This window comes from Lysinibacillus sp. JNUCC-52, assembly GCF_015999545.1.
Classification (GTDB): domain Bacteria; phylum Bacillota; class Bacilli; order Bacillales_A; family Planococcaceae; genus Lysinibacillus.
Window position 1 is genome coordinate 381,670 of sequence record NZ_CP065546.1, and the last position, 19,224, is coordinate 400,893.

General features: G+C 34.0%; 16 protein-coding genes. 10 read left to right on the top strand and 6 right to left on the bottom strand.

The genetic code is table 11. From position 1 onward, the window contains the following. Positions 1-186: 186 nt before the first annotated feature. From JNUCC52_RS02115 to JNUCC52_RS02125, 3 genes are read left to right on the top strand one after another with little or no spacing between them, the layout of a single operon-like run. Positions 187-1,542, top strand: coding sequence for a spore germination protein (locus JNUCC52_RS02115; RefSeq protein WP_228134512.1), 1,356 nt, complete (start codon positions 187-189; stop codon positions 1,540-1,542). Next, positions 1,539-2,633: a GerAB/ArcD/ProY family transporter gene (locus tag JNUCC52_RS02120; RefSeq protein WP_172771490.1), complete on the top strand. Its 1,095-nt coding sequence runs from the start codon at positions 1,539-1,541 to the stop codon at positions 2,631-2,633. Before JNUCC52_RS02115 ends, JNUCC52_RS02120 begins: the two co-directional genes overlap by 4 nt. Beyond that, positions 2,633-3,739 (top strand): Ger(x)C family spore germination protein, encoded by a 1,107-nt coding sequence (locus JNUCC52_RS02125; RefSeq protein ID WP_337981213.1) that lies wholly within the window; start codon positions 2,633-2,635, stop codon positions 3,737-3,739. Before JNUCC52_RS02120 ends, JNUCC52_RS02125 begins: the two co-directional genes overlap by 1 nt. A 96-nt stretch (positions 3,740-3,835) precedes the next feature. Here the strand turns inward: JNUCC52_RS02125 and JNUCC52_RS02130 are convergent, their stop codons facing one another. From JNUCC52_RS02130 to JNUCC52_RS02145, 4 genes are all read right to left on the bottom strand, one after another. After that, the gene (locus JNUCC52_RS02130; protein ID WP_337981214.1) at positions 3,836-4,216 is read right to left on the bottom strand and encodes a hypothetical protein; all 381 of its coding nucleotides are present in this window, start codon (positions 4,214-4,216) and stop codon (positions 3,836-3,838) included. A gap of 388 nt (positions 4,217-4,604) precedes the next feature. Then, the gene (locus JNUCC52_RS02135; RefSeq protein WP_337981215.1) at positions 4,605-5,354 is read right to left on the bottom strand and encodes a glycosyltransferase; all 750 of its coding nucleotides are present in this window, start codon (positions 5,352-5,354) and stop codon (positions 4,605-4,607) included. 332 nt (positions 5,355-5,686) lie between these two features. Then, positions 5,687-7,477, bottom strand: a complete 1,791-nt coding sequence (locus JNUCC52_RS02140; protein WP_337981216.1) for a DUF4127 family protein — start codon at positions 7,475-7,477, stop codon at positions 5,687-5,689. An 80-nt stretch (positions 7,478-7,557) separates the two neighbouring features. Then, the gene (locus JNUCC52_RS02145; protein WP_337981217.1) at positions 7,558-8,823 is read right to left on the bottom strand and encodes a stalk domain-containing protein; all 1,266 of its coding nucleotides are present in this window, start codon (positions 8,821-8,823) and stop codon (positions 7,558-7,560) included. Between the two features lie 588 nt (positions 8,824-9,411). On the opposite strand from JNUCC52_RS02145, the gene JNUCC52_RS02150 reads away from it, so the two are divergent. The 6 genes from JNUCC52_RS02150 (at position 9,412) to JNUCC52_RS02175 (ending at position 15,990) form a co-directional block, all read left to right on the top strand. Next, entirely contained in the window at positions 9,412-11,391 is a 1,980-nt protein-coding gene (locus tag JNUCC52_RS02150; RefSeq protein ID WP_337981218.1) for a cation:proton antiporter, read from the top strand. Positions 11,392-11,611: 220 nt separating this feature from the next. Beyond that, on the top strand, positions 11,612-12,109 hold the full coding sequence (locus tag JNUCC52_RS02155; RefSeq protein ID WP_337981219.1) for a DinB family protein: 498 nt from the start codon (positions 11,612-11,614) through the stop codon (positions 12,107-12,109). Between the two features lie 237 nt (positions 12,110-12,346). Next, complete coding sequence (locus tag JNUCC52_RS02160; protein WP_337981220.1) at positions 12,347-12,886, top strand: sigma-70 family RNA polymerase sigma factor; 540 nt, start codon at positions 12,347-12,349, stop codon at positions 12,884-12,886. Then, positions 12,883-13,872: a DUF4179 domain-containing protein gene (locus JNUCC52_RS02165; protein ID WP_337981221.1), complete on the top strand. Its 990-nt coding sequence runs from the start codon at positions 12,883-12,885 to the stop codon at positions 13,870-13,872. The genes JNUCC52_RS02160 and JNUCC52_RS02165 overlap by 4 nt, the downstream gene beginning before the upstream one ends. A gap of 376 nt (positions 13,873-14,248) precedes the next feature. Beyond that, entirely contained in the window at positions 14,249-15,265 is a 1,017-nt protein-coding gene (gene adhP / locus JNUCC52_RS02170; RefSeq protein WP_172771481.1) for an alcohol dehydrogenase AdhP, read from the top strand. 377 nt (positions 15,266-15,642) lie between these two features. Further along, positions 15,643-15,990 carry a hypothetical protein gene (locus JNUCC52_RS02175; protein WP_172771480.1) on the top strand — a complete coding sequence of 116 codons (348 nt, stop codon included), beginning with the start codon at positions 15,643-15,645 and terminating at the stop codon, positions 15,988-15,990. A gap of 264 nt (positions 15,991-16,254) precedes the next feature. On the opposite strand, the gene JNUCC52_RS02180 is transcribed toward JNUCC52_RS02175, so the two are convergent. After that, on the bottom strand, positions 16,255-16,461 hold the full coding sequence (locus tag JNUCC52_RS02180) for a hypothetical protein (RefSeq protein ID WP_337981222.1): 207 nt from the start codon (positions 16,459-16,461) through the stop codon (positions 16,255-16,257). A gap of 286 nt (positions 16,462-16,747) precedes the next feature. On the opposite strand from JNUCC52_RS02180, the gene JNUCC52_RS02185 reads away from it, so the two are divergent. Continuing rightward, positions 16,748-18,547 carry a S9 family peptidase gene (locus tag JNUCC52_RS02185; protein ID WP_337981223.1) on the top strand — a complete coding sequence of 600 codons (1,800 nt, stop codon included), beginning with the start codon at positions 16,748-16,750 and terminating at the stop codon, positions 18,545-18,547. A 156-nt stretch (positions 18,548-18,703) separates the two neighbouring features. On the opposite strand, the gene JNUCC52_RS02190 is transcribed toward JNUCC52_RS02185, so the two are convergent. After that, on the bottom strand, positions 18,704-18,979 hold the full coding sequence (locus JNUCC52_RS02190) for a YqhV family protein (RefSeq protein ID WP_172771477.1): 276 nt from the start codon (positions 18,977-18,979) through the stop codon (positions 18,704-18,706). Positions 18,980-19,224 lie beyond the last annotated feature (245 nt).

Below are 19,224 nucleotides of genomic sequence, written 5' to 3' on the forward strand. Positions count from 1 at the left end.
ATTTATACCATGAATATTATGTAGATTCTTAAAATCTAGTGGATTAAGGCACCTCTACAGCCATTCACCTTTAACCTATAATTCCGAAAGAAACGAGCGATTAGAACGTTTAGTATAAAGTGCATACGGTTAACCTATTCATACTAAATCAAATATTTACATGGAGGTGTATATTGCTTGGATAATATGGCTAATTCGAAATTTCCTCCGTTAATGATTGAGCTATCTGAAAAGTTTTCTCCTTCTGATGATATAAGCTTAAAAACTTTACAAATAGAAGACAATACGGTATTTATCTTTTACTTAAAATCAGCAATAGATGGTGCTAAATTGCATGATATGCTGATAAAACCTTTTTTCGATATGAAATCAAATCAAAGTTTTACATTCTATATTGAATCGTTACCAAACTTAACAAATATGCAATTTGGGGAAGAGCTTCTAATCGAAATAACAAAGGGGTATCTCCTATTAGCAATCAATGATGCGTTTTATTTAATTGATATTAAATTAGTAAATACAATGGCTTTACAGCAAACAATCATTGAGCCAACTGTATACGGTCCCCAAACCGCTTTAAGCGAGGATATTGAGACGAATTTAAACATCATTCGCCAACGTTATCATGAACCAACATTAAAGTATGACACGCATGCTTTAAAAGGAAAAAGTCATAAGACTTTAATCATTATGTATGATGAAAAAACAGTAAAGCAATCGGTTCTTCAAAACATTCAAGAACAAATAGAAAATCTAGATATCCCACTTATTCAATCGACGGGAGAATTACAGCTACACTTAAATGGCTCTAAATTTTCCCTTTTTCCTATTACTATTCTAACGGAGCGACCTGACCGTATTTCTTATAATCTTGCGGCAGGAAAAGTGGTAATTATGTTAAATGGGAGTCCTCAAGCTTTAATTGCTCCCGTTGTATTTTTTGACTTTATGACATCGATGGAAGATAACTATCATACTTATTGGATCACTTCATTTACATTGATTCTCCGATATATCGGTTTATTTGTCTGTTTTGTATTACCAGCTATGTATGTTGCGATAACCTCTTATACGCCTGATATTCCAAGAACGGAATTGGCCCTTACTGTTGCTGGTAGTCGAGTTGGCGTTCCATATCCGTCCTTTATCGAAGTAATATTTATGCTTATTTTTATGGAGTTTCTTACAGAGGCAAGTATACGATTACCAAAGGCTATTAGTGCAACGGCTACGACAGTTGGTGGCCTAATTTTAGGAACTGCGGTTACTGAAGCTACATTAGCATCCAATATTATGATTATTATTGTGTCAGCTGTTGCGATTACGAGCTTTGTCATCCCAATTAGTGAGATGAGTTTTTCTATTCGCATTTGTAGATATTTATTAGTGATCTATACGACGCTGTTCGGTATGATGGGGTTAATTTTAGGTTCTTTATGGCTGTTAATGTTCTTAGTCAATAAACGGAGTTTTGGTGAGCCCTATTTAAAAGTCTATTGGCGGTCAGATAGGAAGGAATTAGAGGTGCGATCAAAAGGATGAGCAGGTACCTATATTACTTTATACTTGTCACAATGGTTACAAATCTTATAGCATCTGTGCCAAGAATATTAATGAGAGAAAGTACAAATGGTGTTATATTATCCATGATAATTGCAGTCATTTTTGGCGTTATTCTGACGATCATTGTTATTAATTTGTTTAGTTACTTCCCAAATATGACCTTACCAGAAATAATGAAAAAGAGTATGCCTAAATGGTTTTATTATCCTGTCTTATTATACTTTGGCTGTTCATGGTTTGTAGCGGGGCTCATTACGCTTACAACGTATGTTTTTATGTTTAATACATTTTTGTCCTATGAAACATCTATTACTATTACAACGCTGGCATTTTTATTAGTTATTTCTTTTGGATTGTTTATAAAAGAAAAAAGTGTACTTTATATGACAGAGCTAATACTGATTATTTTTTTACCTGTCATTATCTTTTTAATTATAAAAATATATACTGAGCCAAAATTAGAATGGGACTTTGTCAAAATTGCATTTACGTACATCAATGATTATCCTAGCTATAATTCCTTTTCAGCATCTATGTATATTTTTATTGGCGCAGTGAACATCATTATTTTTAATAAATACATTCAAATAAAGAAAAAAGCAGGCATAAAGCAATTTGCCACATTAGCTATTGTAGGTGCCTTTACTTTATTTACAACCTATTTCATACCGATTGGATTTAATGGCTTTGAGCAAATTGAAAATCTTACGTTTCCATGGATTACTACAAGTGATTCAGTACGTATGAAATACTCACTTATTGAACGCGTCACATTTCTTTTTGTCATCGTATTTATTGCGGTTGCCTTTATTAGCTTACTGATACATTGGTATGTGTCGTTAAAATTATTTGAAAGCATTTTTCATTTTAAAAAATTCAAATGGAAAGAGACAAATCTGACACCATTTTTAGTTGTTCTTCTATTTGGGATTATTGCAATCGCTACGACACGGGTAATTAATGAATTTGAGTTAGTGAAATTATCAGTGCTTTTTTATGACTTATTACCGTTATTTTACGGTGTTTTAATCGTCAGTTTACTAACTGCTAAACGGAGGCTCAAATTATAATGGCACATATAAAATATTTTGCTATGATGATTGTCGTTATAAGCTTCCTTTCAGGCTGTGGCTTTAAAGATATTGATAACCGAGTATTTGTTACTGGGATTGGAATTGACCCTGCCGAAAATGATGAAGGGGAATATAGAGTTACGCTGAAATTAGCGATACCTGTATCCATTAAATCAAAGAGTAATACTAGTTCAAGTTATCAATTTTTAGTGCATGAGGGAGATAATATCGGAGAGATTATCCAAATATTAGAGACTCATACAGATAAGGTTTTAGAGTTTGGACATGCAAAGGTTATTTTAATTAACGAAATCCTGTTAGAAGAGAATTTGAAAAATTTTATGGATTATTTATTTAGAAGAGGGGATATCCAATCTATTGCCTATATAGGGGCTGCTAGAGAGTCTGCTGAAGAGGTTTTAAGAACCTTACCAAAAGGGGAATCAGTAGTAGCGTCTCCGTTAACTAAGTTTTTTGGTGAAACGGGCAATGATAGTCCATATGTCGTTTCTGTCTATTTATATGAGATACGAAGAGATTTTCACAGTAAAGGGATAGATCCAATACTACCTATCGTTGAAATGAACAAACCTGGTACACAATTAATTGTAAATAAATTATTAGTTGTCGGGGATAATGGAAAACCACTTGAACTTTCATCTAAATATACGCAAGCTTTTAATGCTCTTAAAAACAGCATTCCTGGATATAGTTTTAGACTCGACAGCGACGGTTTTAAACTATTAATAAATATGATGACTACTAAAATGACATACGATATTATTCAAGAAAATGGGCAACCGCAATCTATAAAAGTTAATGTCGAGATGTCTGGAACAATAAGCCAGTCAAACAAGACATTACTAATGGATAAATTGGAAGACTATAATAAATTAGCTGCGAGAGAAATAAAACAGGAATTAGAAAAATTTTTCATTACCCTTCAAGAGGAAGAACTTGATCCTTTTGGATTTGGATTGAGATACCGAACTATGCAATTACATCAAAAGGGCACCATTAATAAGTGGAAAAATGCTTATCCTACATTACCATTTGATGTCACAGTTGACGTCAATTTAAAAACTACAGGAACAATTGATTAAATTCTTGATACAAAGTATTTTAAGGCAGGAACGATAAACTATACGCAATGTAAAGAGCCTTTCTAATTTTTACTATAGAAAGGCTCTTTTTAAAAATTATTTGTCATTCGGGTAATGTATCGCTTCTTTAAATTCATCGGTAGCTAGTATATTGTAAAACATATTTCGTTCGTTTACGTTTGCTATTGTACCTGTAACTGTTTGGTCTATCCATAAGTAGTATTCGTCATCGTTAATTTTTATCTTATATTGCGGAACGATTTCATTGTCTACTTCTCCAAATTCTCTCGCTTTTTTTATTGTTTTCTCTATTATTTTAATATCTTTCGCATCGGATATTGTTTGGAATGTATCAGGTCTTACATCCTCGAAATTAATTAGTTCTTGAATTTCAATAGTGGTTGTTTCCTTCGTATCGTTACATGCAACTAGCCATAAAGAACAAATCATTAATATAATACCTTTTTTTATGTTCACCTTACTTCACCTCTTTTTTTGTTGCGTTAAACTATATATACCCATTTTTATATTTTTTTCACACTTTTGTCAAATACGCATTGTTCATGTATATTTGATAATCAGCAAAGAAGGGCATAATTTTTTGCAATATCGTATAATTGATGATTTAAACAAACGATTTAAAGAAAAACACGAATTATTATAATTCAAAATCTGTTTAATGTTCGTATAAAACAACCAAAAATGCTCTTTGCTCACAAGCTGGAGACATTGTCTGTTGAGCAAAACACGAATATTATATGGAAGCACAAAAATGTAGAGTTGTTGGAGCGGATTAGTAGACGCTTATCATTAAGAAGATTTACCATAGCCTAACGCGATTATTAGTTTGAGCAATCGTATTTTGTTATCTATCATGATTTTCATAATAGGCTTCATCCGCATATTTATAGTCTGTTCCTTTTAGATAAGCTAAAATGATTTTCGGCCGTTTTAGTAAAATCCAGTCGCCATGTTTATCAAACTTTCTACTTGAAGTTATCATCCCATTTTGAATCGTCCCGTATTTTTTCCCATTCTTTTTTCCCCATACTTTTAATCGTTTTGCAAAATCTGCATCTTCCGCCATAAGCATATTTTCATTAAATCCACTAATGGATTCATAATCTTTTTTATAACACCAAAAGATACCGACTGAAATTGCTCCATATTTAAAGAGTAGTGGCCCAATTAATAACAAAGTTGAAACAAAAATTCCTAAAGACATTCTTTCAAATTTCCCTGTAACGCCACCACCAATGTACTTTCCAGTCATTAAGTTGTCCACGGCTTTAGACAATACATGTGCATTCATTTGCGTATCCGCATCAATTGTAACGATAATTTCACCTCTAGCGATTTTAATTCCAGCGTTTCTAATTTTCGAAAGGTTCTTATCATTATTTTTTAATGTTATACAGTGATATGTTTTAGCAATTTCTTCTGTTCGGTCTGTACATCGATTTAACACAACAATGATTTCAACCTGATCTTTTAATAATTTGGAAGCTTCTATTACAGATTCTAAGCATTTTCCAATGTACTTTTCTTCATTATGAGCGGGTATAACAACTGAAATCCTTATATCTTCTAAAAAATTAGCCTTTTCACTCTTCACAACATCGCTCCTTTAATAAAGCAATTTGTACATCCTTATCAATAAATCTTTTCTTAATGAATTGTATGAACCAATGGAATTGAATATTTTCTTAGACATATTCATGTTTAATAGCTTATTAAGCATTTTCCTATTGGAAGCGGGGAACTTGCTACGAGCTTAATCCTGCACGAGTGATTCTATCAAAGGGGAGTAATCGCTTTTCATGACTTTTTCATAACTACTAAATAAGGGGCTACGGATGGAGAAGCGGAGACATGTTGCCTTTGTAATAGGTGACGCATCTAAAAAAGCCTTACTACACTTAAATGTAATAAGGCTCTTCATTTTATTTAATCGTATAAATTAGATGCTCCAGTGTCTATTTGGGCTTCAAAGTAACGATTCCAAGGAAGACTAACATCTGAATCAGTTAATGTAGGCGCAGAACTAAAGAACACTAAACCTAAGCTTCGAGGTCCATTAATTTTTTCAATAACACGTCGGCCAGAAAAAGATTTGACAACCTCATTTTGGGCTGCTTGCATTTGAGTAAGCATGAAATTATCTATAGCTTTTATTTGAGAAGCAGACATCGTACTAGACTGACCAGGCACACCACTTTTCATATTCCATTCGTTACCTTTATACGTATTTATAATTTCATTTTTAACATTTTCTTGTCGATTCGATTTGTAACTATAATCTTCTATTATACGGTCAATTGACAAAGAAGCAAACGCTTTTGAAGCATCTCTTAGTTTAGTTGGATTAGTTTCATACTTCATAAAATTCATTCTTGAACCTGCTGTTCCTAAAGCAATGCCCATACGATTTCCTAATGTATTCCAAGCAGAATACGCAAGCATACGAGAAGCATTAGTTCCTGCCAATATGTTGCTCATAATATAACTATCAGCATGAGCGCTATAAAAATCCAACACAACTGTAGGTATACTGTTTACCATATTGCTTTCATAAGCCGAAACTAAGGCACCGCGATAAATTGAAGCAGGACTTAGAACTAGAATACTTACATCTGCTGAGTTTTTATCAGTTACATACGTACCACCGTTAATTTCAATTTGTTTCTTTAAAGTAGCGTGTACATTCTCATAAGCGTATTCATCTTTAATGACAGTTGTTTTTCCGTCAGTTCCAAAATATTCAACATAGTATTTTAAAGAAGGCTGGTTGTAAAGTTCTTTCGTCATACGAGCTAATAAGTTTAATGAAATACCGTCAATATCAGATACAATTCTTGATTTAGCAACCCCTAAGACGTTATTTTGTTGCCATGTTAGCCAATTAATCTCATTTGTTTGTACTGTGTTTTCTAAAGTATTTGAATCATCTACACCGAAAACGGCATAATCAATTTTACCAGTAGCTGTTTTGTCAACAACTACCTTATTTAAATCAAACTTTCTCGCTCTCGCTGCATAATATTTGGATTTGGTTGCTTCAGAAATATTCGCAAATTGAATTTTTCCGCCTCCAGCTGGGTTATCTTTAGCATAAGCAACATCATAGTTAGCTTTAACATTCGCATGGCTTGAAGAATTAAGGTTGCGAGGTATTTTTCCAAATGTACGGAAGTTTTCATAATCTTTCTCTGTTAAACCTTCATACTCAAGGGTAGAAGCAAAACGCATTACTGAATCAAAAACATAAATCGGTTTGTTAGGGAAAGCTTTATCAATTTCATCAATAATATTTAGATTAGAAGTCCCTTGGGAAGTAGAGTACGCTGGTGATAATCTTCTTGATTCCACTAAACCACCAGAGTGAATCATATCAGCAGAAAAGATAAATCCGTCTGCTAAATGGTCATTATCTTTAATCCATTGAATAACTGCAGAGGCATCACCGCCATGTGACCCAGTCCCTGTATAATCTTCTTGTAAGCTAGTAGCTATAATACTTTTAGGTGGCATGATTAATTTAAGACCAGCCGCTGCTGCTGCCTTTTTAACCGTATCCGTGTTCATAGGTCTGTCATCCAATGGCACTAGCATAACGGTTTTATTTGGATTAGCTACTTCAGGAATAGCTGCTTCCGCTTTTGAGAAAGGGAGACTAGATAAGATGAGTCCAGCTGCTAGAACGGAAGCCAAAACCTTTTTCATTTTGTTATTTTTCAAAATAAACGCTCCTTAGTTGTTTTTTATTCTAAAAATTAAGGGCTGATGAAAAATCAGCCTTCGTTTTATAAACAAGTAGTTTAATATGAATATTGATCAATTTCAGCTAATAAAGATGAGCCTGATTGGCCTTCATTAGCTGTAATACGGTCTAGTTGGTGTCTAGGAGAATCCTTAAAGGCAACACCAAATTTAACTGTAGGAGCTAAATCAAATCCTACTTCTAATGCTACTTTTTCAACAGTTGCATTCGTTTGGCCATATGGATAAGCAAGGGTTTGTGTATTGCCGATTCCTATGTTGTTCTTAATAGCATTATAGGAAGCCTGTAAATCGGCTTTAATACGAGCTTCATATTGTGATTGAGTTTCATTGTAGTATGGTGCTGAAAGTAAGCTTTGACTGGCAGGACCAGTTACTCCATCATGCTTTTTGTGAAGATCATGTGTGTGGCTTTGAATATCGATTAAACCTGAATTTTTCATTATTTGAGCTTGGTTCCAATCAAAATGCTTTAAAGAACCAGGAGTTTGTCCCATTTGACTTGTAACGACAAACATTGTTGCTTTCATACCATACTGTTGTAGTATTGGGAACGCTTCTGTGTAGTTATTTTCATAGCCATCATCAAATGTAATAATAATCGGCTTATCAACGCCTGAAGGTAAGTTGCCAGTCGTTTTATATGTTAGGTACTCGTCAAATGAGATACCATCAAATCCAGCATTTTTAAGTGCAGCAATTTGCTCTGCAAATTGAGAAGTCGGCATTTCTGCTCCTGACCCAGTCCCAGTTGGTGCAGTTGAACTTATGCTGTGATACATAATAATCGGAAATTTAAACGTATCATGCACAATACCTACAACAAAGTTAGGCGACCCATCCCAATTCACTTCTGTATTATTAAAGCCTTGAGAGAATGTTCTAGTTGGAACCATTGTTCTGCCACCTTTTATATAAGGAGCTTGAGGCAGTGTAAATGGCACCCCATTTTTATAAGCTGTTTTACTTCCTACAGTTACCTTAATTACCGTACCATCATTATCTGTAATTGTGCTTTCCTTAGTTGCCCCATTATAAACAACTGTAGCACCCATCGAAGGGATAATTTGTGAAATCGGTACCATTGTTGTGCCGTTCAAAAGTTCTGGAGCAGAATCGGATGTAAACGTAATTTGTTTACCATTTACATAAACATCTGGGGAAGAAGCAGTTCCTGCATAAACATTCTCTGCAGAACCTAAAAGACCAAACCCAATTGCTAGAGCAAGAGAAGAGGATATAAATTTTTTACCCATTCCTTTAATACTAGATTGGGGATTAGTTTTAGAAAGATTTTTCGGCATTATTTGTAGCACACTCCTTTTTTTCCATAATTAACTATCTCGCTGGCATTTACCCGTAACAGGATAAATATAAACCAACATCCTTTTTCATTCATTCCTAATACACCCAATAAAGGGGGTGATTAGTACTATTGTTAATTACAACAATATTAATTTTATTATATTAGTATTTATTTTTCACTATTTTTTCGTCACTTTTAAAAATTACCTCATTTTAAATTATCTACCATTTATTCACTCCGCATCGACATTTGTGTTGTATTCAGCCATTTCACAAGCCTTCATCAAATAAAAAAATCTATCGAACAGGGTATACTGCATATTAATGTACTTATCAAAATCATACGAAGGCTCAGTTTTTATAAAGAAAAGCCGCTTCCCCTCAAGGAAACGGCTATAAACACATTGTAATGGGGAAAAATAAGTGTAAACACTGTCATTTTTCAAAAGCTAACAATAGATATACACATTTATGCAGTAGAGAAGAACAATTTTGGGTAGTTTATAAGTCTAGACGAATTTAATTCATTCTAATTAAGTTGGTTTTGTAAAAAATTTAGAATGCTTTACAAAAAAAGGGGTCTGTACATGGAAATTCTCATATCAATATTATTTCTCCTCGTATTATTATTAGTTACAAATGTGCTAGCACATTATGTTCCATTCATACCAATTGCGCTTATTCAAATAGCAGTTGGTATTGTCGTTGCTATACTAGCAAAAGATTTCTCCATCGAGATTGAATCAGAATGGTTTTTATTATTGTTTATTGCGCCGTTACTTTATTATGATGGAGCGCATTTTCCACGAGAACAATTATGGAAGATGCGGTTACCTATTTTAGGTAATGCGATTGTTTTAGTATTGTTAACAACGATTGTTGGCGGTATATTTGTACATTGGATGATTCCTTCAATTCCATTGGCAGCTGCCTTTGCATTAATGGCTATTTTATCGCCAACTGACCCAGTCGCAGTAAACGGCATCGCCAAACGCGTTCATATTCCAGAACATATCATGAATTTAGTTCGAGGCGAATCATTAATCAATGATGCATCTGGATTGATTGCGTTTAAATATGCCGTTGCAGCGATTGTAACAGGTTATTTTTCAATAAAATCAGCAACGATTGACTTTATGTACATGTTCTTTTTAGGCGCACTTATAGGGATAATCGGTGCATTATTTCTGTTTTGGATTCGCCTTCAATTACGCCGCATAGGAATTATAGATGTAACATTTTACGTATTGCTACAAGTACTAGCACCTTTTATTTTATTTTTCCTATCAGAAGAAGTTTTTCACGCATCTGGTGTAATATCTGTCGTAGCAGGAGGCATTATTGCAACCATTATTAAAGAAAAAGCTGAAAGTGTTATTGCACAAGAACATGTAGTAACACAACATGTATGGTCTATCCTAACATTCTCATTAAATGGCATTATATTTATTTTACTTGGATTAATGCTACCTACTGCAACAAAATTTATTCTCGTAAGTGAAGAAATAAACAATAGTGTTCTTATTTTTTATGTAGTGGTTATTGGTGTGATGGTATTAGGTATCCGCTTTATTTGGACGATGTTTTTCGACCTTTTGGATAAAAAGCTATTTAAGAGTGAAGATACTTTAACATTTAAAGATCATATTGTAACAACACTTGTAGGAGTTCGTGGAACGATTACGATGGTAGGGATTATATCGTTACCGTTCCTAACCGAAAAAGGAGAAAATTTTCCTGAGCGGCAATTACTCCTCTTTTTAGCAGCTGGGGTAATATTATTCACTCTAATCATTGCAACGATCTTTTTACCTTTATTAAACAAACAGGAAGCAATACAACAGTCTAATTTGATGAAGGAAAAACGAAAAATGATCGAACATGCTATTCAAAGTATTCAACTTGAAACGGATGAAGAAAACGCTCCTGTAGCACTAAGTTTAATAAATCAATATAACGCAATGTTATTAAATATAGAACTAGAACAGTCAGAGACAATACTTCAAACTTACAAGCAAAAAATACTGGAAGCTAGGCAAGTTGGGATGGAATTAGAAATATTTTATACCCGTCAATATATGACTGAGCACGGATTTAATCAAACAATTCAACAGGAAATTAACTATATTCTGAAAGAAAGAAAAGATATGTTAAATAACCGCTCATTTACTTTATTAAAACGTCGTCTACGTAATTTTATACATGAACGAAAATTAAGCAAACTTCCTATCGATATTGTAGAGCAAATAAATAAGGTTAAGAAAGATTTAACAGACTATGTATCCTCTTCCATCGTGAGCCACGTGCAAGAAACGAACGAACATTCCATAGATATTGCGCAAAAAGTAGCGATGTACTATCGTCACATGCAATATGCTACTTATAAAATGGATGCCTCAAAAAAAGAAGAAACAAAAGAATATTTAGCTTTAATAGCAATTGAAGCGCAAAGAAGCCTAATAAACGAATGGTATCAAGCAGGGAATATAAACAATGAAGTCGCAAAAGAACTAAGAAGATTTGTCATTAATTTAGAAAGTGTGATTTTGCTCGAAGAAGAAGAGTGATTATTAACTAGAAAACATATCAACGTCTTGCAATTCACCTATGTTAAGGTACGGTCGATATAGTTTATAAACAAGCAATCCATTCATTATGGTTGCTTGTTTTTCTTTATTTTTTAAGTCAAATACGCAGTATTCAAAAGTGAAAAAACATATTTTAGGGTCATTTACAGTTAAATGGAATTTATAGTATGCTGATAATAAAAAAGGAGGAGAGGCATTTATGAGTATACAATTAATTGTCGGCGACGTTACACAAGAACTGGCTAATACGCGCCGTATTCTAGAACGCTTGCCAGAGGAACATATGACATGGAAGCCGCATGACAAATCTATGACGCTTGGCGGGCTTTCTACGCACCTGATCAACTTACTGAACTGGCAAATCGCCATTATTCAGTACCCAGAGCTAGATCTTTCTAAAGTGCCACTCCAGCGGGAAGCACTCGAAAAACGATCTGATTTTCTAGATGAGTTCGATGCGAATGTCGGCAAGTTAGAAAAGTTACTTGCAGCATGTGACGAGCAAACCCTTAGTGAACAATGGACGCTACGCCAAGGTGATTATATCATTCACCGTGATTCACGAGCAATTGCATTACGTACGTTTGGTATAAGTCACATGGTACATCACCGTGCGCAACTCGGGGTATACTTGCGCCTTCTTGATATACCGATACCAGGCAGCTATGGCCCTTCGGCTGACGACAAAGCTCAATGAGCTATACAAGGGCATATTCTTAAACTTTTCGTTTTTAGTAGTCTCCCTGAAGCGATAGCGATGCTTAATGATTAGAGTTGCATATGCAACTCTTTTTTCTTTATCAGGAGGTTTTTTTACATAACATACGTATTCAAGCTTTTTATCCATCTCAATTTGAACGGGAAACAATAGATGAGAGTATTCTATCTTTTGCTCGTTATTACTTGTAGAAAAGAAAGGAGGAAGTATCACTTTATGTTTGCATTAATTGAACGGCTACACAAAAAGGATGAATTTGCTTTAAGGGAAGTAATTCACGTATATGGAGGATATGTTAAAGCGATTGTCTTAAAAGTATTACAACCTAATCAAACGGCGATTGAAGAATGTATAAATGATGTCTTTCATATCATTTGGCAAAAAAGCTATCAATTTACTGGTAATGAGGATGATTTTAAAAAATGGATAGGTGTTATTGCAAAATATAAAGCGATTGATACATATCGTGCGCTTCAAAATAAGCCGAAAACAACAGAATTATTCCCATCAATATCAAGTGTAAATGCTTTACCAGAAAGTATCGTAGAAGAAAAACTTCAAAAAGAGCAACTGTTTATCAAAATTTTAGGCTTAAATAAAACGGATCAGGAAATTTTTTTGCTGAAATATTACTTGGGCTATTCCAATGGAGAAATAGCCGAGATATTTGATATTTCTAAAGCAGCCGTCGAAAATCGTTTATATCGTGGCAAGCTTAAGTTAAAAGAAGAGATGAGCTGGGGGGTATCTAGATGAGTGAAAAAGACTTTATTCGAATCGATATTGATAAAATAGAACCTGTTGAAATCTCAGATTGGGAAATGAAAAACATAGAGAAACGTATTTTACGTGTATCAAAGAAACGCGCTAAAAATAAAATCAAATGGTTAAGTGCTATCGCAATGACAGCCATAATAGTTACGAGCAGTACAATTTGGCTACCTGCAGTGGCTGACCGACTACCAATTATTCAACAATTAATACAAGTAAATAACAGTCCACAATTACAAGTATTTAGTGACTACAGTACAATTATTAATCAACTAGATGAGAGTAATGGTTCTACAATCGAATTAGCCGAAGCTTTTTTTGATGGTAGCATCGTATCGATAAGTTATGAAATGAAACTTGATAAACCGATCAATGGAAACCCCTTATTTTGGCTAGAACAGTTAGAAGTGAATGGGAATACTGTAAACGTACAAAGTCAGCAGATTATTAAAAAAGATGATTATACGTTGATTGGTATGTTTACGGCAAGAGTTTCAGATGAAGTGATCGATAAAACAATTAGTGTACAATGGAGCCCCGAAGTACTTAAAGGCATGGACTATACAACCCTTATTGAAGGGGACTGGGCTTACCAATTAGAGCTTTCACCAACTAAAGCCCATTCAAAAAAGCTAAACATTCCATTTGGTAATGAACAATACCAGTTAGTGTTTAACCAATTAACAAAGGGAAAATATGCAACGGCGCTGTATTTTGAGGGTAACTTAGAGTGGAATACTGAGTTTTTAATGTTTGAGATTAAAGATAATGTAGGAAATGTCTATGAGGATATAGGAACATCAAGCTTTAAAAGTGATTCAGGACGTGTAAATGGATACATAGAATTATTCGTTCCCGATACCGCTATTCAAACATTAATTCTTACACCGTCGATACGAATTGTTGATGAAAAAACATTAACAAAGAAGGAAGATATTCAATTACCAATTATTAAAATTCCACTTGAATAACTTTATATTTCATTTTGCTAGAACAAAGTTAATGAAGGGAGGGAAGATAATTTAGACTGTGACGGTTTACTTAAGCTAACGAGGTATGATGATGTAAGTGCGATAAACGTCCTTTTCTGTTGAACTTTTTGCATTCCAATGTAGATATAGCAATGTAAAATAAAATCACAACCAACCTTTTGTTCAATTAATAAAATATTCAAATTATTTTAAAATATAGCATTTTTCTAAGAAGCTAGACTCATTTTTTACGAATTTATGTAAACATATTGTATTCAAATAAAATCCTTAATAAAATGAAAATGGATCTACATTTAAGTGCATGCACGTTTGTTAATTAACATGAATTTCTTATTTTTAAGGAGGCATTTTAATTATGAAAGCAGCAGTCGTAACGAAAGACAAAACAGTAAGTGTAGAAGAGAAACAACTTAGACCATTACAGCCTGGTGAAGCATTAGTGCAAACAGAATATTGTGGTGTATGTCATACAGACCTACACGTTAAAAATGCCGATTTTGGTGATGTCACGGGGATTGTTCTAGGACACGAAGGTATTGGTAAAGTTATTGAAATTGCTGAAGATGTTACTTCATTAAAAGTTGGTGACCGTGTATCGATCGCATGGATGTATGAGAGCTGTGGTCACTGTGAATATTGTACGACAGGTCGTGAAACATTATGTCGTGACGTTAAAAATGCAGGGTACACAGTTGATGGTGCAATGGCAGAACAAGTTATCGTATCAGCTGATTATGCTGTAAAAGTTCCTGATAACTTAGATCCAGCAGCTGCTTCTTCTGTAACGTGTGCAGGTGTAACAACTTATAAAGCTGTGAAAGTGTCTAATATCCGTCCTGGACAATGGATAGGGATTTTTGGTATTGGTGGTCTAGGAAACTTAGCTGTACAATACGCGAAACATGTTTATGGTGCAAAAGTAATTGCATTTGATATAAATGATGATAAACTGGCGTTTGCTAAAGAAGTAGGGGCAGACGTAGTTGTTAACTTATTAAATGAAGACCCCGTTACAAAAGCGAAAGAACTGACAGATGGAAAAGGTTTAGATGCAACAGTGATTACAGCTGTAGCTAAAACGCCGTTCAACCAAGCTATTGATGTTGTAAAAGCTGGCGCACGCGTAGTTGCAGTTGGTTTACCTGTAGATAAAATGGATTTAGATATCCCACGTTTAGTACTAGATGGTATTCAAGTAATTGGCACATTGGTAGGAACTCGTCAAGACTTACAAGAAGCATTCCAATTTGCTGCAGAAGGTAAAGTAGTTCCAAAAGTAACATTACGTAAAATCGAAGAAATTAATGAAATCATGGAAGAAATGGAACAAGGTAAAATTACAGGCCGTATGGTTATTGATTTTACAAAATAATTGAGTTGTTTAACTTAGCTCTTAAATATATTTAATCAACGAGGCACTTCCAATTCGATTCAGCAATCGAGGGAGGTGCTTTTATAGCTTTTTTTCAATTTTTATCAATAGGAACATTCAAAGATAGTAGATCGTTAAATAAGTTTTTTTCATTTTAAGCAGCAAATTAAAAAATACCTGAAATAGTAACAAAAGCGAAGTATATTACTGTAAGGGAAGCTATTGAATTAGAATTAAAGTCATAAGAGTTGTACCTTGGGAAAAAGATGGACTCTAGTAAACCAATAAGAATGAGTAGCTGGATAAGAACAATCTCCGTTGGATAAAATATATATGAACTTCAGTAGTTCAAATTTAAAGGTTTGGGAGGACTAAATATGTCATCTGAAATGGGAGAAACACCTCGTACTGGTCGAGACATTAACGATGGAATTGTCTATTTTGGTGGGCAAGCTGAGAGTGTTTTTAGCTCATTGGCTGAACCAGCTCGAGTTTCAATACAAAAGAAAGCAGACGACCTAGCTGCAAAGTATCTTAGTAGTAACCCTAATCCAGACTATTACGAGTGTATTGAAATTGTAGCAGAGGGAGTTTTGACAGCTGGGAACGAAATAAAGGCTAGCAGTGGTTCTTGGGGAGATTCAGTAGATGCAGCCCTAGAGGCTGGCGTTGGAACTCCAGCAGCAAAAATAGCTTGTAAAAGAATAACGATGACTGAACATTAATTTTGAAAAGCGAAAAGCGTAGGCATAACAAGCTTATGCTTTTTGCTATTTATTGATTTCTTTTATCCTCTCGGCAATAGTAGTCCAATGTGTTGGCAGTTCTTAACCGTATACAACAAATCCAGTGGAACAACTTTATATTACTTAATGAGTTATGAGCTATTTTTTATTTTGTGTAAGTATTTTACTTATACGGTTGAGTAGCAATAAATTTACATAAAAAACGCAGCTACTAGATAGCCACGCTTGACAGTGTAATAAACGTTAATTATTCAAATTATGAACGTAAGCTTCGATGGATTTAAGTTGATCTTTGTTAATTTTACTATGAGGTTGTGGTTGGAACCATTGCACTTCATTATCATGATAGATTCCTCGATAATCAATCCCCTCAATGTTTATTTTAAATTGAAAACGTTCGTGGATGTTTCCTTCAAACAACGGTGTAATTACCTCGAAATTTTGTAGCATAATGACAATCTCCTTTCTTCTTTTTTGTTGAATATTAGTATTCCCTTAACTAATTCGCTTATAACCTAACATTAACAATATAAAATGAAAGAAGATTAGAATTTCATAATAATAAAACAACAAAGTCCATCTTTTATGTTCATAACTTAAAAGTTACATACATATATGAAGATGTAGAAGCCATTCTTATATCTTATTATCACGTATTATACATTGAAGAGTAATAATGGTATTTTATAAATAGATAGACTTTTCACTCAATTTAAAAAAGTAGGAGGTTTTCATTATGATATCTTTTTCTAAACCAGATGTAGAACAGTTTTTAAGAACATTTTCGATTGGAGATTTTGCGGTTAGTCCAGATGAAGAACAACTAGTTTTCAGTACAAATTTAAGTGGAAAGTATAATTTATGGGGCATGAATTTACCAAATACGTTCCCGACACCGCTTACTTTTATAGACCAAAGCTGCCAGGGCCTTCTCTATGATAAACAAGGACGGTTTATCATTGCTGGTTTTGATCAAAATGGAAACGAAAATACGCAATTTTATGGAATTCCACTTCAAGGTGGAACAATGAAAAAGATTATTTATGAAGAAGGTACCCGTAATTCCATGCCAATTTTATCCGAAGATGGGAATAAGCTTTATTATACATCTTCGAAAGGAAATCCTTTGTATTTAAATGCATATGTTTATGACTTGGTAACAGGTGAGGAAGAAACGGTTCTTATTGGTGAAGATGCGCCCACTTATTTAATCGATTTTAGCCCGAATGAAAAGGTAGCCCTCTACTATAAACATTTCTCGAATACGTATACATTACTATACGCTAAACGAGGAGAGGAACATATTCTCCTGACACCACCAACAAATCAGCAACATACGGTTAGTGACGCAGTGTTTGTATCCGATGAGCTCATCTATTTATTAACGAACTATGATGCTGATTTTACGTATTTGGCTTCGTATAATTTAGAGACAAACGAATTTGTAAAATTGAAAGATTTTGAGAATGAAAGCTTTACTAGGTTGAAATATAACAAAGAAAATCAGTACTTGTATGTAATCAGTGAAAAAGGTGTAGAAGATCATTTATACATGTATGATTTACGACTGAATAATTGGGAAGAACTAACTTCACCATGCAGTGTCATAGAAAAACTTATCGTTACAAAATCAGGTAGTTTGTATTTGTTAGGACGAAGTGCTACGACGCCACATAATATTTATCAATTTAAGGAAAATAGTTGGACAGCTTTAACGGAATACACAGTGCCAGGTGTAAGTCCAAGTGAATTAGTTGAGCCAGATGTGATTACTTATTCCTCCTTTGACGGACTTGAAATAGAGGCCTTATTTTTCAAAGCTAAAAAGGAAAATGATAATGGAGAAATCATCTTTTGGCCACATGGTGGTCCGCAAGCTGCCGAGCGTAAATTTTTTAGAGCTTCCTTCCAATTCTTTTTAAAAAATGGGTATAGTATCTTTGCTCCGAATTTCCGTGGGTCAACAGGCTATGGATTGGCTTTCACGAAAATGGTAGAAGGAGATTGGGGACACGGTCCACGCCTTGATAATGTAGCAGGTCTCGACTGGCTTATAAATAATGATTATGCGGAAAAGGGCAATATCTTATTGATGGGCGGAAGTTATGGAGGGTACATGGCCTTATTGCTTCACGGTAGACATGCTGAATATTTCAAAGCCGTAGTAGATATATTTGGTCCATCTGATTTGTTTTCATTTATCAACTCGGTTCCTGAGGACTGGAAGCCAATTATGGACAGATGGGTAGGAAACCCTGAACGAGACAAGCAAAAGCTTATTGAATACTCACCATTTACGTATCTAGAAACGATGGTGAAACCAATGTTAGTTATCCAAGGAGCGAATGACCCACGAGTTGTGAAAGAGGAGTCTGATCAAATCGTGCAAGCTTTAAAAGATAAAGGTCGTGATATCGAGTACATGCTTCTTGAAGACGAAGGACATGGGTTCTCTAAAAAAGAAAATGAAATTGCTGTTTATCAAAAAATCCTTTCATTTTTAAATCAATTCGTTGAATCTAAAGTAAAGGCATAATTAACAGGAAAGAGATTCAAAAATTCTTTCTTAAAATATAAAAAAGACTAGGTTCTACTATTGTAGAACCTAGTCTCGTTTACCTAATTTAGGAAACGCCCAAAAAGTCTTGATATGTACGAGTATTGAGCAGTCGTCATTGCATTTTCATTAGCATTACTTAATATGTGAGCTAAGAATAATAAGTGTAATACCCGTAAATAGGCAAACGATTCTCATCACAGGAATTTTATCAGCTAGGCCAAACAAAGCAATTGCAGTCGTCACAATTAAAACTGTTGGACCAACCAATGCCAGCATTGTATTAATATAAAATGCTTTTTCTAAACTATTTAACTTGAGCATTAAAAATCCAGCACTTACCTCAATACTTCCAGACAATACGCGTAAAATAACCATAGCAAGAAGAGATTTTTCAATAATTGTCATCATCCTACCTTTATAGAAAATTTTCGCTTCTATTAAAATTTCATTATTAGAATAATTATGAACTTCTGCTTTAATGAAATACTAAAATCAATATATGTATCGTTCGTATTAAATATACTTGTTATATTTTCATTAATAGTGTTACGTTTAAAAGTGATTTTCTAGTTAAAAGAATAAAGGATGAAATATTTCAAAACGTGACATTATTGTAAAAGTTCCTTGTGCTCCTGGGAGTAGTATTTTTATAG

Coding starts and splice junctions, on each gene's coding strand:
- JNUCC52_RS02120 (WP_172771490.1), top strand. CDS start 1,539: ATGAGCAGGTACCTATATTACTTTATACTTGTCACAATGGTTACAAAT.
- JNUCC52_RS02175 (WP_172771480.1), top strand. CDS start 15,643: ATGTCATCTGAAATGGGAGAAACACCTCGTACTGGTCGAGACATTAAC.
- JNUCC52_RS02160 (WP_337981220.1), top strand. CDS start 12,347: ATGTTTGCATTAATTGAACGGCTACACAAAAAGGATGAATTTGCTTTA.
- JNUCC52_RS02185 (WP_337981223.1), top strand. CDS start 16,748: ATGATATCTTTTTCTAAACCAGATGTAGAACAGTTTTTAAGAACATTT.
- adhP (WP_172771481.1), top strand. CDS start 14,249: ATGAAAGCAGCAGTCGTAACGAAAGACAAAACAGTAAGTGTAGAAGAG.
- JNUCC52_RS02180 (WP_337981222.1), bottom strand. CDS start 16,461: ATGCTACAAAATTTCGAGGTAATTACACCGTTGTTTGAAGGAAACATC.
- JNUCC52_RS02115 (WP_228134512.1), top strand. CDS start 187: ATGGCTAATTCGAAATTTCCTCCGTTAATGATTGAGCTATCTGAAAAG.
- JNUCC52_RS02190 (WP_172771477.1), bottom strand. CDS start 18,979: ATGATGACAATTATTGAAAAATCTCTTCTTGCTATGGTTATTTTACGC.
- JNUCC52_RS02145 (WP_337981217.1), bottom strand. CDS start 8,823: ATGCCGAAAAATCTTTCTAAAACTAATCCCCAATCTAGTATTAAAGGA.
- JNUCC52_RS02150 (WP_337981218.1), top strand. CDS start 9,412: ATGGAAATTCTCATATCAATATTATTTCTCCTCGTATTATTATTAGTT.
- JNUCC52_RS02155 (WP_337981219.1), top strand. CDS start 11,612: ATGAGTATACAATTAATTGTCGGCGACGTTACACAAGAACTGGCTAAT.
- JNUCC52_RS02125 (WP_337981213.1), top strand. CDS start 2,633: ATGGCACATATAAAATATTTTGCTATGATGATTGTCGTTATAAGCTTC.
- JNUCC52_RS02165 (WP_337981221.1), top strand. CDS start 12,883: ATGAGTGAAAAAGACTTTATTCGAATCGATATTGATAAAATAGAACCT.